General features: G+C 69.8%; 10 protein-coding genes. 6 read left to right on the top strand and 4 right to left on the bottom strand.

Features of this window, described 5'->3' with window-relative positions; all coding sequences use genetic code 11:
* Positions 1 to 183: 183 nt before the first annotated feature.
* From ACGFNU_RS34370 to ACGFNU_RS34355, 4 genes are all read right to left on the bottom strand, one after another.
* Positions 184 to 960: a DUF4097 domain-containing protein gene (locus tag ACGFNU_RS34370; RefSeq protein ID WP_392600511.1), complete on the bottom strand. Its 777-nt coding sequence runs from the start codon at positions 958 to 960 to the stop codon at positions 184 to 186.
* Positions 961 to 963: 3 nt separating this feature from the next.
* Entirely contained in the window at positions 964 to 1,605 is a 642-nt protein-coding gene (locus tag ACGFNU_RS34365; RefSeq protein ID WP_392600509.1) for a response regulator, read from the bottom strand.
* Positions 1,593 to 2,858 (bottom strand): histidine kinase, encoded by a 1,266-nt coding sequence (locus ACGFNU_RS34360; RefSeq protein WP_392600507.1) that lies wholly within the window; start codon positions 2,856 to 2,858, stop codon positions 1,593 to 1,595. The genes ACGFNU_RS34365 and ACGFNU_RS34360 overlap by 13 nt, the downstream gene beginning before the upstream one ends.
* A gap of 188 nt (positions 2,859 to 3,046) precedes the next feature.
* Positions 3,047 to 4,069, bottom strand: coding sequence for a LacI family DNA-binding transcriptional regulator (locus ACGFNU_RS34355; protein ID WP_392600505.1), 1,023 nt, complete (start codon positions 4,067 to 4,069; stop codon positions 3,047 to 3,049).
* A 224-nt stretch (positions 4,070 to 4,293) separates the two neighbouring features.
* Here ACGFNU_RS34355 and ACGFNU_RS34350 point away from each other — a divergent pair, with 224 nt between their 5' ends.
* The 6 genes from ACGFNU_RS34350 (at position 4,294) to ACGFNU_RS34325 (ending at position 14,246) form a co-directional block, all read left to right on the top strand.
* Positions 4,294 to 5,586, top strand: a complete 1,293-nt coding sequence (locus tag ACGFNU_RS34350; RefSeq protein ID WP_392600503.1) for an ABC transporter substrate-binding protein — start codon at positions 4,294 to 4,296, stop codon at positions 5,584 to 5,586.
* 77 nt (positions 5,587 to 5,663) lie between these two features.
* A complete protein-coding gene (locus ACGFNU_RS34345; protein WP_392600501.1) occupies positions 5,664 to 6,599 on the top strand; it encodes a carbohydrate ABC transporter permease in 936 nt (311 codons plus the stop codon).
* On the top strand, positions 6,596 to 7,423 hold the full coding sequence (locus ACGFNU_RS34340) for a carbohydrate ABC transporter permease (protein WP_392600499.1): 828 nt from the start codon (positions 6,596 to 6,598) through the stop codon (positions 7,421 to 7,423). The genes ACGFNU_RS34345 and ACGFNU_RS34340 overlap by 4 nt, the downstream gene beginning before the upstream one ends.
* A 94-nt stretch (positions 7,424 to 7,517) precedes the next feature.
* Positions 7,518 to 10,157, top strand: a complete 2,640-nt coding sequence (locus ACGFNU_RS34335; RefSeq protein WP_392600497.1) for a family 78 glycoside hydrolase catalytic domain — start codon at positions 7,518 to 7,520, stop codon at positions 10,155 to 10,157.
* Between the two features lie 44 nt (positions 10,158 to 10,201).
* On the top strand, positions 10,202 to 13,366 hold the full coding sequence (locus ACGFNU_RS34330) for a family 78 glycoside hydrolase catalytic domain (protein WP_392600495.1): 3,165 nt from the start codon (positions 10,202 to 10,204) through the stop codon (positions 13,364 to 13,366).
* A gap of 10 nt (positions 13,367 to 13,376) precedes the next feature.
* Positions 13,377 to 14,246 (top strand): alpha/beta hydrolase, encoded by an 870-nt coding sequence (locus ACGFNU_RS34325; RefSeq protein WP_392600493.1) that lies wholly within the window; start codon positions 13,377 to 13,379, stop codon positions 14,244 to 14,246.
* Positions 14,247 to 14,301 lie beyond the last annotated feature (55 nt).

The raw sequence follows: 14,301 nt of genomic DNA, 5'->3' as shown, positions 1-14,301 counted from the left end.
GCCCGCTTGGGCTGGACGGTCCTGGGGCTGGGCGGTCCGTTCGGCTGGGGCGATCCGCTCGGGCCCGACAGTCCGGGCGGGCGGCGACCGCCTGGACGGTCAGGCGGTTCGCTCGCGTTGGGCGGTTCGGGCGGGGCCCGGCGGTTCGGGCGGGCGGTGAACATCCGAACGGTCAGGCGACGGTTAGGCGGTCCGCAGGCGCACGTCACCGCTGTTGCTGCGGGCTTTCAGGGTTGGCCAGGGGGCGGTGCTCCCTGGGACGGCGACGTCGCGCCGGCCGGAGACGGTGTCGGCGCTGATCCGGTACCGGCCCGCGGGAACCGCCAGCTCGATGTCGCCGGTGTTGGTGGTCACGACCGTCCGCTGCGGCGCGGCGGCGAACGCCAGCGTGACGTCGCCGGTGTTGGTCTGCGCGTCCACGGTGGACGAACGCAGGGCCGTGGCCGTCACCTCGCCCGAGTTGGTCATCACCCGAACCTGCCCGCTGACATCCCGCAGCTCGATGTCGCCACTGCCGGACGTTACGGACACCGCGCCGGTGCGGCCGGCCACGGTGAGATCGCCCGTAGCGGCGCGCGCCTCGATCTCGGCAGCCGCCGGCACCTGGAGGACGTACCCGGACTGGCAGCGCGTGACGCGCTTGCCTTTCGCGTCGCGGCAGCCGCCGGCGAGCCGGAGCCGATCCCCGTCCCAGCTCTCCTTCAGGTCGAGGATCCGGCCGTCCCGGGGCCGCCGCTCGACGTCGACGCGCCCGTTGAGGCCCGCCCTGACCAGCACGTAACCGCTGTCGATCTCCACGACCACCTTGGTCACCGCGTGGATGCGTGAGTAGCGGACGGTCGGCTGGGAGGGCTCGTCCGCATCGCTCAGCCACATCCGCCCGCCGACGATCCCCGCGCCCAGCAGCGCGACGGTGGCGACTCCCCCCACCGTGATCCAGAGCAGGCGCGGCAGTTTCATCGTTCACACACCGCTGAGGAACTTCAGCACGGCCAGAACCCGGCGATGCTCCTGCGCCGTGCCGGGCAGCTCGAACTTGGCGAAGATTCCCGCGACGTGCTTGGCGACGGCGCTCTCGCTCACCACCAGCTTCTCGGCGATCCCGCCGTTGGAGCGTCCCTCCGCCATCAACCGCAGCACCTCGTGCTCGCGCGGTGTCAGCCGGGCGAGCGGGCCGTCGCTGCGGCTCAGCAACTGCGATACGACCTCCGGGTCTATCGCGGTCCCGCCATCGGCGACCCGTCGCACTGTGGCCAGGAAGTCCTCCATGTCCGCGACCCGGTCCTTGAGCAGGTATCCGAAGCCTTTGGTGTCGCCCCGCAGCAGTTTGGTGGCATGCCGCTCCTCGACGTACTGCGACAGCACGAGCACGTTGGGCCGTGGTCCGCGTTCCCGCAGCGTCAGGGCGGCGCGCAGGCCCTCGTCGGTGTGGGTGGGCGGCATCCGCACGTCCACGACCACCAGGTCGGGGTCGTGCCGGTCGACCGCCTCCAGCAGCGTGCCGGCGTCGCCCACCGCCGCGGCGACGGTCAGGCCGCCCAGCTCCAGCAACCGGACCAGGCCCTCGCGCAGCAGGAACGAGTCTTCGGCGATCACAATGCGCATGGCAGTTCCACGGTCAGGCGAGTCGGGCCGCCGGTCGGACTGGACAGGGACAGGGCGCCGTCGACCGAGGCGACCCGGCGCGACAGCCCGGCCAGGCCGCTGCCGGCCGCCATGCTGGCGCCGCCGCGGCCGTCGTCGACCACCGTCAGCACGATCCGGCCGTCCCGGCGCGCGAGAGCCACCTCGGCGCGGGACGCGTCGGCGTGCTTGACCACGTTGGTGAGTGCCTCGGAGACGACGAAGTAGGCCACCGCCTCCAGCGCGGGGGCGGGCCGTTCGGGCAGGTCCACCCGGACGTCCACGGGAATCGGGGTCCGCCCCGCCAACCCGGACAGCGCCGCGTCCAGCCCGAGCTCGTCGAGCACGGCGGGATGCAGGCCGCGCACGAAGTCGCGCAGCTCGGTCAGCGCCAGCTTGGCCTCCTCGTGGGAGCGGACGACGGCCTCCCGGGCGGGATCGGGCAGATCCTTGAGCATCGCGCGGGCGATGCCGAGGTTCATCGCCAGCGACACGAGCCGCTGCTGGGCACCGTCGTGCAGGTCGCGCTCGATCCGGCGGCGCTCGGCGTCGGCGGCCTCGACGGTCGCAGCCCGGCTCGCGGCCAGCCCGGACATCCGGCGGGTCAGGGCGGCGCGTTCCTCGCGCTGGGTCGGCCCCAGGAACGTGCGCGCCAACGCCAGATCGGCGCGCGCCAGGGCGGTGGCCAGCGCCGGGGCGAGCAGGAGCAGCAGCAGCCCCGCGACGGTCATCGCGGCGACGGCAAGGGGCGCGCGCGGATTCCAGCCGAGCGGCCCGTCCGGCGGCAGCGTCCAGGCGTGGACAGGCGCGGAGCCGAGCAGCAGGCCGCCGCTCCAGGAGGCGCCGACCAGCGCCGCCATGGCGACCCCGACCGGTCCGGCCACGAAGTGGTAGACGACCTGGCGCCAGGCTCCGGCGGTGAAGGGATAACGCCGCCAGGACGGTCCGGGGCGGTCCCCAGCGGGATCGACGTCGGTGAAGACGGTGATCCGGGAGCGCTGCAACGCGGTGCAGCCGCGCACCGCGGTCAGGATGACGATCAACGCCACCGCCGGGGCGACGATCGACCGCGCCAGCTCGATGCCGACCGCGATCGGCGCGGCGACGGCGGCCAGGCCCGCCAACCCCACCACACCACCCGCCGCGACCTGCGCGGTGGCCAGCCACGTGGCGGCCCTGACCGGCGAACTCCACCACGCCCCGATCCCCGGGAAACCGCGCAGTCTCAAGATCACGGCCGCCAGGTTATCCGACGCCTGACAGCGCTAAGGCCCCGACACGACCCGGTTCGAAACCCCACCCCCCCACCGTGATCACAGAAGACATGGACGGCCCTATCCCTCCGGCGACCTTCCGTGGAGTTGATGGAGTCCTGGCAGTGGGGCTCGGAGGCGGCGATGACCTTCTGGGCGTGGGGTGTTGGTCAGGGGGGTGGGGCGGTTGAGCGGCGTTGGACGAGGCTTGGGGTCACCGAGAAGCGGACGGCTGAGGTGCGGCCTTCTATGCGTTCAAGGAGGAGGCGGCCCGCGGTTTCGCCCATGAGGGCGCCGTTCTGGTCGATGCTCGTCAGGGCGATGTTGGGCAGGGCGGCCAGGCGGGTGTTGTCGTAGCCGGCGATGGAGACGTCCGCGGGGACGGAGAGGCCGGACTCGTGGACGGCGGCAAGGGCGCCGAAGGCGGCCTGGTCGGCGCCCGCGAAGATGGCGGTGGGGCGGGGTGCGCGGGCCAGGAGTTCGAGGGTGCCCTGGTAGCCGCCCTCTTCGGTGTAGTAGGTCGTGGCGATGGCGATCTCGTCGGCGAGGCCGTGCTCGCGCATGACGCGTTCGTAGGCCTCGGAGCGGATCTTGTGCAGGAGGTCGGCGGCGCGGGCGACGCTGTCGTCCTGGTGGGTGATGTGCGCGATGCGGGTGTGGCCGAGGTCGATCAGGTGCTGGACGGCCAGCTCGGCGCCGGTCTCGTCGTCGTCGAAGACCGCGTCGTACACCGCGGAACGTTCGTGCCGTGCGAGCACCACGGTGGGGGTGCCCTTGGCCACTTCTTCGAGGCGGGTCTTGGAGGCGAGGGGGGCGACCATGATGATGCCGTCCACCTGGCGGTCGACCAGCGCGTCGACGGCTCGCTGCTCGGTCTTCCGGGTGGCGCCGCCCTGGATCATGATCGCCTGGTAGTCGGTGCCGCCGAGCTGCTCCATGAGGCCGTCGAGGATGTCGGCGAAGAACGGGTTCCTGATGTGCGGGAGCATCAGGCCGATCGTGTAGGTGCGTCCGCGCATCGCGCGGGCGGCGGCGTGCGGGCGGTAGCCGAGTTCTTCGATGGCGGCGTTGACGCGCTCGCGCATGGCGGGGCTGACGCCGTAGGCGTTGCGGATCACCTTGGACACCGCGGTGGTGGAGACCTTGGCGTGGCTGGCCACGTCCGCGATCGTCGCGCGACGCCGCTCAGCCATGATCTTCCTCCTTCGGACGGCGCCTCGATTGTAGGGGCACCGGGGCCGGACGCGATGGGTAACGTTATCCATGGATTCGATGATTATTCTGAGTTATAGCTGATCTAGCTGGAGAAGTCATGGGGATCGTTACTCAGATTGGCTCTTGACGAGTGTCTGAGGTTACGCCTACGTTAAGCGCATCGGGGAGCCGTTAAAACGATTTAATGCACCCGGAGGGCGCCGTGAAGACACTGCTCGGAGCCGCCGCGACCGCGCTCGCGGTGGCGGCCCTGACCTCCTGCGGCTCAAGCGGGTCGTCGTCGGACGGCACCGTGACGCTGTCGTTCCTGATGGGCAACGACCCGTCCACCGTCGACACCACGAAGGCGCTCGCGAGCGCCTTCACCCAGGCCAACCCGAAGATCAAGATCAAGACGGAGGTGATCGCGGGCGGCAGCGAGGGCGACAACATCGTCAAGACCCGGCTCTCCACCGGCGACATGGCCGACGTCTTCTGGTACAACCCGGGATCGCTGCTGCAAGCGCTCAACCCCGCGCAGACCATGGCCGACCTCACCGGCGATCCGGTGCTGGCGAACGTCAAGAAGGACTACCTGCCGGTCGTCACCCAGGGCGGCAAGGTCTACGGCGTCCCGGCCGCCGCGGCGACCGGCGGCGGCATCCTGTACAACCGCAAGGTCTACCAGCGGCTCGGGCTGAAGCCGCCCGCGACCTGGGCCGAGTTCATGGCCAACAACGAGAAGGTCAAGGCCGCCGGCGTCACCCCGGTGATCACCACGTTCAAGGACACCTGGACCTCGCAGCTGATGGTCCTGGCCGACTACTACAACGTGCAGGCCACGGTGCCCGGCTTCGCCCAGGAGTACACGGCGGGCAAGATCAAGTTCGCGACGACGCCGGCCACGGTCGCCGGCTTCCAGCATCTCGCCGACATCCACGCCAAGGGTTACGCCAACAAGGGCTTCGGCTCGGCCACCAACGAGCAGGGCCTGAAGATGCTGATCGAGGGCAAGGGCGCGCACTACGCGATGCTCAGCGTCACGCTGCCGCCGCAGCTCGCGAACTACCCGCAGGCGGCCACGGACGTCGGCTTCTTCGGCATCCCCGGCGACGACCCGGCCAAGCACGGGGCCACTGTGTGGGAGCCGCCCGCCATCTACATCGCCAAGACCACGAAGCATCTGGCCGAGGCCAAGAAGTTCCTGGCCTTCGTCGCCTCTCCAGCGGGCACCGCCGCTGTGACCAAGGCGGTTCCGCCGTCCGGACCGTACCGCGTTGAGGGCGCGACGCTGCCCGCGAACGCGCTGCAAGTGGCCAAGGATCTGCAGGCCTACCTGGACCGTCGAGCCACTACGCCTGCCCTGGAGTTCCTGTCACCGGTCAAGGGGCCGTCGCTGGAGCAGATCACGGTCGCCGTCGGCTCGGGACTCACCCAGCCTGCCGACGGCGCGGCCCAGTACGACAAGGACGTCGCCAAGCAGGCCAAGCAGTTGGGTCTCCCCGGATGGGGATGACGAGGAGGACGCCCCGGAGGTCAGCCAAAGCGGCCGAAAGCGCCAGAGGGGCCGTCGAGCGAGCGGGCAACGAGCACGTGCCGAGCGACGAGCGCGTTCCGGCAGACGAGCGCGTTCGGTCGCGCGGTGCCGGGCGCGGCCGATCACGCGGCGCTGGGCGGCAGGGTTCCTATCCCTTCGCCCTCTACGCGCCGGCCGCCGCCGTCTACCTGGTGATCTTCCTGGTGCCGACGGTGATGGCGTTCTACTTCTCGCTCACCCGCTGGACGCTGTTCGACAGCACCTTCGTCGGGCTCGACAACTTCCGCGACTTCCTGGCCGAGCAGAATCTGCGCGTCGGCTTCCAGAACACCATCGTCTACGCCGTCGTCACCAGCGGGCTCAAAGTGGTGCTCGGGATGGCGCTCGGCGTCCTGCTCACCAGCACTCTGCGGTCACGCGGGTTCCTGCGGTCGGTGGTCTTCTTCCCCGTCCTGGTCTCCACCGTCGCGGTCGGGATCACGTTCAGCATGCTGCTCAAGCCCGACACCGGCCTGGTCGACCGGGCACTGGGGCTGGTCGGCGTCGACGGCCGCGACTGGCTCGGCGACGCGACCACCGCGCTGCTGTCGGTGGCGCTGGTGGACGTGTGGAAGGGCGTCGGCCTCGCCACCGTCATCTACATCGCGGGCATCGTGTCCATCCCGCGTTCCTACTTCGAGGCGGTGATGGTGGACGGCGGGTCGGCGTGGCACCGGTTCCGGCATGTGACGCTGCCGCTGAGCCGGCCCGCCACCTACTCGGTGATCGTGCTGTCGTTCATCGGCGGGCTGCGCACGTTCGACCTGATCTGGACGATGACCCGCGGCGGGCCCGGCTTCACCAGCGACACCATCTCCTCGATCATCTACAAGCAGTACCAGGCCGGCTTCTACGGCCTGTCGACCGCGGGCAACGTCCTGCTCTTCGTCATCGTGACCGCGCTGGTGGTGCCGCTCACGTACCTCCTCGGCAAGCGGCAGGTCACGCCATGAGAACGTTCAAAAGGCTCGGCGCCGAGGTGGTCGCGCTGACGGTGGCCACCATGGTCTTCCTGGTGCCCTTCGCCTTCATGCTGCTGAACGCGGTGAAGAACGAGAAGGAGGCCACCGACCTCGGTTTCGGGTGGCCCTCCGAGTGGCGGATCGTGCAGAACTTCACCGAGGTGGTCCAGGCGCGCGACTACGTCCTGCTGCGCGCCTACGTCAACAGCACGATCCTCACCGTCGCGTCCGTCACGCTCATCGTCGTCTTCGCGGCCATGGCCGCGTTCGTCCTGCAACGCCGCCCCGGGAAGCTGAGCTCGGCCGCCAATTTCCTGGTGCTCACCGGGCTGATCATTCCGCCCGCGGTCGTGCCCACGATCTGGCTGCTGCAGAAGCTGGGCCTGTTCAAGACCCTGCCCGGGCTGACGCTGGTCGAGGTCGCCTACGGGCTGCCGTACGCGGTGCTGCTGTTCCGCGCGTTCATCGCGGCCATTCCCCGGGAGTTCGACGAGGCCGCCATGATCGACGGCTGCGGCGGGTTCCGGCTGTTCTTCCAGGTGATCTTCCCGCTGCTGCGGCCGGTCGCCATCACGGTGATCCTCACCAGCTCGGTGGCCGTCTTCAACGACTTCGTCAACCCGCTGTACTTCCTGCCCGGCGACGACAACGCCACGGTGCAGGTCACCCTCTACAACTTCCAGAGCCAGTACAACACCCAGTGGAATCTGCTGTTCATGGACATCGTCCTGATCACCATTCCGCCGCTGCTGATGTTCGTCTTCTTCAACCGCAAGATCGTGAACGGCATGACCGACAAGGCGCTCACAGGCTGAACCCTGCCCCCTCCCCCGCCCGCGCCGACGCCCGCGTCCCTCACTCACGTATCCCCTGTCTCCGCCAGGAGACCTCTCATAGGAACCAACACCTGTGACGACCCTGCGTGCCGAAGCCCCTGGCTTCGAACATCACCGGCAGCCCCTCGGGATCGGCGAACCCGCCCCACGCCTGTCGTGGACCGTGACGACCGACATCCCGAACTGGCGGCAAGCCGCCTACGAGCTCGAACTCACCGACCAGCCCCCGCTCGGCGACCAGGCTTTGGGTGGACGCCGCGCTCGGACTGGACGTCTCGACTCGGATGAGTCGGTCTTGGTGTCCTGGCCCTTCGAGCCGCTGCGCTCGCGCGATCTCCGGGGCGTACGCGTGCGCGTGTTCGGACACGATGGCACCGCCACCGGCTGGAGCCCGTGGTCTTGGGTTGAGGCGGGGCTGCTCAACACTGGTGACTGGCGGGCGGACGCGGTGGCACCGCCACGGCAACTGCTGGGAGAGCCCGACGGCCCGGCTCCCCTGCTGCGCCGCGATTTCGGTCTGCGCGCGCCCATCGCCTCGGCCCGGCTGTACGTCACCGCGCACGGCCTGTACGACGTGGAGATCAACGGCGTCCCGGTCGGCGACGACGTGCTCGCCCCCGGCTGGACCAGCTACGACCACCGGCTGCGCTACCGCACCCACGACGTCACCGAGATCCTGAACGTCGGCCCGAACGCCATCGCCGCCATGCTCGCCGACGGCTGGTATCGCGGCCGGGTCGGCTTCGGCGGCGGCAGGACGGCCATCTACGGCGACCGCACCGCGCTGATCGTTCAACTGGAGATCACCTACGCCGACGGCACCACCGAGACGGTGACGACCGACCGCGACTGGCGCTGCGGGCCCGGCCCCATCGTCGCGGCGAGCCTGTACGACGGCGAACGTTATGACGCCCGGCTGCTGCCGCCGGGCTGGTCGCGGCCCGGCTTCGACGACTCCGGCTGGCTGCCCGCCGAAACGTTGCCCCACGATTCGGCCAGGCTGGTCGCGCCGTCCGGCCCGTCCGTCCGCCGCGTGGAGACCCTCGCCCCGGAGGACGTCCTCATCGGCCCGTCCGGGGAGACGATCCTGGACTTCGGCCAGAACATCTCCGGGCGGCTGCGCATCCGGGTTCAGGGCCCGGCCGGTCACACCGTCTCGTTGCGGCATGCCGAAGTCTTGGAAGACGGCGCCCTCAGCACCCGTCCGCTGCGCCAGGCCGCCGCGCACGACACCTACACGCTGCGCGGCGACGCCACGTCCGAAGTATGGGAGCCGCGCTTCACCATCCACGGCTTCCGCTACGCCCAGATCGACGACTGGCCCGGCGAGCTGGATCCCACCGACGTCCAGGCCGTGGTCTGCCACACCGATCTGCTTCGTATCGGTGAGTTCTCCTGCTCGGATCCACTTCTTAGCCGTCTGCACGACAACGTCGTCTGGAGCATGCGCGGCAACTTCGTCGACATCCCCACCGACTGCCCGCAACGCGACGAACGCCTGGGCTGGACCGGCGACATCCAGGTCTTCGCACCGGCCGCCTCGTTCCTCTACGCCTGCACCGGCATGCTCGGCTCCTGGCTCGAAGACCTGGCCGCCGAACAGCACCAGCACGGCACCGTCCCGCTCTACGTACCGTGGATCGAACTCGCCCCGTTCGTCCGGCTGGAGCCGATGGCGGCCTGGGGAGATGCCGCGGTGCTGCTGCCCTGGACGCTCTACCAGCGCACCGGTGATCTCGAACTGCTGCGCAGGCAGTATCCCAGCATGACCGCCTGGGTCGATCAGGTCGCTGGCCTGGCCGGCGAATCGCTGCTGTGGGACACCGGTGAGCAACTCGGGGACTGGCTCGATCCGGCTGCCCCCGCCGACCGGCCCGCCGAGACCCGTACCGACCCGAGCCTGGTCGCCACCGCCTACCTGGCCCACTCCGCCCGGCTCGTCGCCGAGACCGCCCGGCTCCTCGGCGATGCCGATGCCCACCGCCGCTACGACGATCTCGCCGGACGGGTACGCGCCGCGTTCGACAGCGCCTACGTCTCGGCCGAGGGCAAGGTGTCGAGCGACTCCCAGACCGCCTACGCGCTCGCGCTGATGTTCGGGCTCATCGACGGCGAGGAGCGTCGCGCGCACGCGGGCCGGCGGCTGGCCGAACTCGTCCGGGACGGCGGCCACCGCATCGGCACCGGCTTCGTCGGCACCCCGCTCATCTGCGACGCCCTCACCGAGGCCGGTGTCCTCGACGACGCCTACCGGCTGCTGCTGCAGACCGAATGCCCGTCCTGGCTGTACGCGGTGACGATGGACGCGACCACCATCTGGGAACGCTGGGACAGCCTGCTGCCCGACGGCGGCGTCAACCCCGGCGAGATGACCTCGTTCAACCACTACGCCCTCGGCGCGGTCGCGGACTGGATGCACCGCACCGTGGCCGGTCTCGCCCCCGCCGAACCCGGATATCGCCGCCTGCTCGTGCGCCCGCGTCCCGGCGGCGGCCTCACCCACGCGCGCGCCTCCCACGTCACGCCCTATGGCCTGGCCGAAGTGAGCTGGGAGCTCAACGGCGACCTTCTGACCGTGAACGTTCTCGTCCCGCCCAACACCACCGCCACCGTCCACCTGCCCACCGAAGAGAACGAGGCGGTCGACGTCGGCTCAGGACGGCACGTCTTCACCTGCCGGTGGCCCGCCCACCGCACCCCCACCCCCCGATAGAAAGAGGAGGATCGATGCCAGTCGGCAAACGTTCGATCTGTGTCTTGGGAACCACGGCCCTGCTCGTGGGCCTGGCGGCACCGCCTCCGGTGGCCGCCTTTGCCCCCGGGCCCAGGGGTTATGTCGAGCCGGTCCACCTTGGAGTGGACGGGCGGTACGACTCGCCTCAGGGCCTCGACAACCGGCGTCCCACGTTGACCTGGCAGATCGCCGAGACCAGCCGCGCCAGGTCCCATCCCTGCCGTCGGCCCGGCGCCCGTACGCCGTGTCCAGGCGACCGGCAGACCGCCTATGAGGTGCAGGCGGCGGAGACACCGGCGAAGCTCAAGGCCGGGCGGCTGGTCTGGTCGTCCGGCAAGGTCAGCGGCACCCAGCAGAGCGCCGCGTTCACCGCGTCCCTGAAGTCACGCGACACCGTCGCCTGGCGTGTCCGGGTCTGGGACGCCAACCGGCAGCCGTCCGGCTGGTCGGCTCCGAGCACCTGGACGATGGGTCTGCTGGAGCGAAGCGACTGGGGCAATGCCCGGTGGATCGACTATCCCGACCGCGCCGAGAACCAGCCGCTGCCGATCTTCGCCCGCCAGTTCCGCGTCCCGCGCGGTAAGAAGGTCGCCGACGCGCGCCTGTATCTGTCCGGCGTCGGGCTGCACCATGCCACGGTCAACGGCAAGGAGATGACCGATGAAGTGCTTGCGCCCGGCAACTCCAACTACCAGCTGTCCAGTGAGTACCGTGCCTACGACCTCACTCGTACCGTCCGGGCAGGCGACAACACGATCGGTGTAGAGCTGGGCAATGGCACCGCCTACGTCCGCCGTACCGTGACCAACCCCGCGGTAGGACGGACCTCGCCCTACTCCTGGTGGCAGAGCCAGCTCAAGGGCGCGGGCGCGCTCGCGTCGGACGCCGCCGCCGGAGCCACGACGGTCAAGCTCGACTCGGTGACCGGCTACCACGTCGGCGGGACGATCAACATCGCCACCGGCGGAGGCGGCGACCGGCTCGAGTCGCGCACGATCACCCAGATCGGCACCGCGGGAGCCGACGGCACCGGCATCGCGTTCACCCCGGCGCTCACCGGCGCGCACACGGCCGGGACGAAGGTCACCGGCTCCGGCAACAACATCGCCGCCAGCGACCCGTCCGCCGGGGCGGCGGTGACCCCGCGCTTCATCGGACGCATGGAGATCCGCTACAGCGACGGCAGCAAGGACGCCGTCGTCACCGACCGTTCATGGCGCACCGCCCTCGGCCCGCTGGTCACCGACGCCTGGTACTCGGGCTCGGACCATGACGCGCGCCGCGAGCAGCCCGGCTGGAACCGTCCCGGCGCCGATCTCACCGCGACCGCCAAGCGACGCGACGGCTCGTCCACCGGATGGGTGAACGCGGGCATCGCGCCGCCGCCGAACCTGGCGACGACACTGGTGGCCCGGACCGCCGAGCCGATCCGGGCGCAGGAGCGGCTGCGGCCGGTGTCGGTGACCAACCCGGCGCCCGGCACGTGGGTGTTCGACCTGGGCCAGAACATCACCGGCTGGCCCGAGCTGCATCTTGGCAAGGTGCCGGCCGGGACGACGGTCAAGATGGCCCCGGCCGAGTCGCTGAACCCCGACGGAACCGTCAACCAGGCGTCCCTCATGGGCGGCGGCGGGTCGCGCGGCGTCGATCTCTTCAACACCTACACCGCCTCCGGCGACGGCCGCGGCGAGTCGTGGCACCCGAGCTTCAACTACTTCGGCATGCAATGGATCCAGGTCACCGGGCTTCCCGAGGGCTACAAGCCGGCCCGCGACCTGGTCACCGGCGTCCGCCTCCAGGCCGACACACCCGGGGCCAGCGAGTTCGGCAGCTCGAACGCGCGGATCAACCGGATCAACAAGATGGCCTACTACTCGTTCGCCAGCAACATCATGTCGACCTTCACCGACTGCCCTGGCCGCGAGAAGCTCTCGTACCCGGCCGACTACACCATGCCGATGGGAGCCATCCACCGCGACTTCCAGCTCGCCGCCTACATGCGCACGACCATGCGGCACCTCGCCGAAGGCCAGTCGGTCGCCGACACCCCGATGCGCGGCAACGTGGCGCTCAAGACCCCCGTCTACGACTGGGGTTACTCCGGGCGGTTCGGCGACGAGATCAACTGGGGCAACGCGATCGTCCTCGTCCCGTCCATGCTGTACGAGCTGTACGGCGACACGCAGACCATGGCGACGTACTACGGCCAGATGGTGAAGTACATCGACTACATCCGCCGCGAGAAGGCCGGCACCGGCGCGAACGCGCACATCGTGGACGCGGCCCTCGCCGACTGGGTCGCCGCCGATCAGACCTCGGGCCGCATCACCGGCACGTGGGGCTACTACGTCATGATCGCCAAGATGGCGCGGATGGCGGAGCTGACCGGCCACACCGCCGACGCCGCCACGTACCGGCAGCTCGCCGCCGACATCAAGAGCGCGTTCAACAACGCCTTCTTCAACGAGTCGCTCGGCCGCTACACCGCCACCGGAAACGCCGGTACCGCCGGCGCCACCCAGACGGCCCAGGCGCTGGCGCTCGACGCGGACCTCGTCCCCTCGGACAAGCGCCCGCAGGTCCTGAACGCTTTGGTCGAGCTCGTGAAGTCCTTCGGTGAGGGGCCGCACTTCAGCGGCGGCACCATCGGCCTGGCCCCGACGATCCGGGCCCTGGCCGACGGTGGGCGCGACGACATCCTGTGGGACGTCCTTCAGAAGAACGACCAACCCAGCTACGGGTACTTCATGGAATCCACGCCCGCCAACCCCAACGGAATGACCACCATCGGCGAGCGCTGGACCAGGGGCGACTCCAAGAACCACATGATCTTGGCCCAGATTCAGGAGTGGTTCCACAGCGGCATCGCGGGCATCCGCACCGCCCCCGGCGCCACCGCCTACAGCAAGCTGATCTTCCAGCCCAAGCCCGTCGGCGACCTGCGCTACGCCCACGGCAGCTACACAACGCCGTACGGCACCGCACGCAGCGCCTGGACCAAGACGAAGGAGACCTTCCAGCTCAAGATCACCGTCCCTTCGGGGACCACGGCCGAGATCCGCGTCCCGTTCAATAACCGCCCCGGACCGACCCCGCCGCGCGCAACCTTCCTGCGGCTCGAGAACGGCCACGCCGTCTATTCGGCCCCCGCGGGCCAGTTCACCTTCACCACCCCCTCGACGCCGTGACCATCGGCGCGTGACCCCTCTGATCGGACGTACGGGTGCCGCCACAACCCTGCACCCGTACGTCCACCGCGAAGGGCGGCCAATGATCGGTAACCACGACTTCCAGCACAACGATCTGGCCCTGCGGTCGACCGTGCACATCCCGGACGGCCCAGCGACGCGGTGGCCCACCGTGATTTTCATCCACGGCTTCGCCAACAACCGCATCGAGACCGGCGCCTCGTTCGTCCGCATGTCACGGCTCCTGCAGGACGCGGGCATCGCCTCCGTCCGCGTCGACCTTTCAGGGCACGGCGAGAGCGACGGCGACTTCGCCCAGGTGACCATCACCGGCGAGATCGCCGAAGCCCGCTCGGTCGTCCGCACCGTCCGTACCTTCGACTTCGTCGATAGGGACCGGATCGGCCTGGTCGGGATGAGCATGGGCGGCGTCGTCGCGGGCATCGTCGCCGCCGAAGAACCCGGCATCACCGCCGCGTGCCTGTGGTCACCCGCCGCCGTCGCCCCGTTCGAGGTCGGCGCCGGCCGCCTCAAGGGCCGCGACATCAACGCCGAGATCAACGAGAAGGGCTACTTCGACGCCGACGGCCACCGGATGAGCCCCGCCCTGGTCGAGGACATCACCAAGCTGGACGTGTACGGCCGTTCGTGCGCCTACACGGGCCCCGTCCGCATCATCCACGGAGACCAGGACGACATCGCCCCCATCCACTACGCCCGCCGCTACCTGGACCACTACAACGGCAACGCCGAACTGGAAACCGTCGAGGGCGCCGACCATGGCTGGAGCACAGTCCCGCACCGCACCCACCTGCACCAGTCAACCCTGAACTTCCTAAGCCACCACCTCAAGCCCGTCGATCTCGGGGGTGAGCGTTAGGGCGGAATGGTGCTGCGTGTGGTGGTGAAAGGCCGTGCGCGGGTGGCGGGGATGG

Origin of the sequence: Spirillospora sp. NPDC048911 (assembly GCF_043198015.1) — a bacterium.
In the GTDB taxonomy this organism is placed as follows: Bacteria; Actinomycetota; Actinomycetes; order Streptosporangiales; family Streptosporangiaceae; genus Spirillospora.
This window is presented reverse-complemented; position numbering and strand designations above follow the sequence as displayed.

Excerpts from the sequence above, each read along its gene's own strand:
- ACGFNU_RS34370 (WP_392600511.1), bottom strand. The coding sequence starts at position 960 with ATGAAACTGCCGCGCCTGCTCTGGATCACGGTGGGGGGAGTCGCCACC.
- ACGFNU_RS34365 (WP_392600509.1), bottom strand. The coding sequence starts at position 1,605 with ATGCGCATTGTGATCGCCGAAGACTCGTTCCTGCTGCGCGAGGGCCTG.
- ACGFNU_RS34355 (WP_392600505.1), bottom strand. The coding sequence starts at position 4,069 with ATGGCTGAGCGGCGTCGCGCGACGATCGCGGACGTGGCCAGCCACGCC.
- ACGFNU_RS34340 (WP_392600499.1), top strand. The coding sequence starts at position 6,596 with ATGAGAACGTTCAAAAGGCTCGGCGCCGAGGTGGTCGCGCTGACGGTG.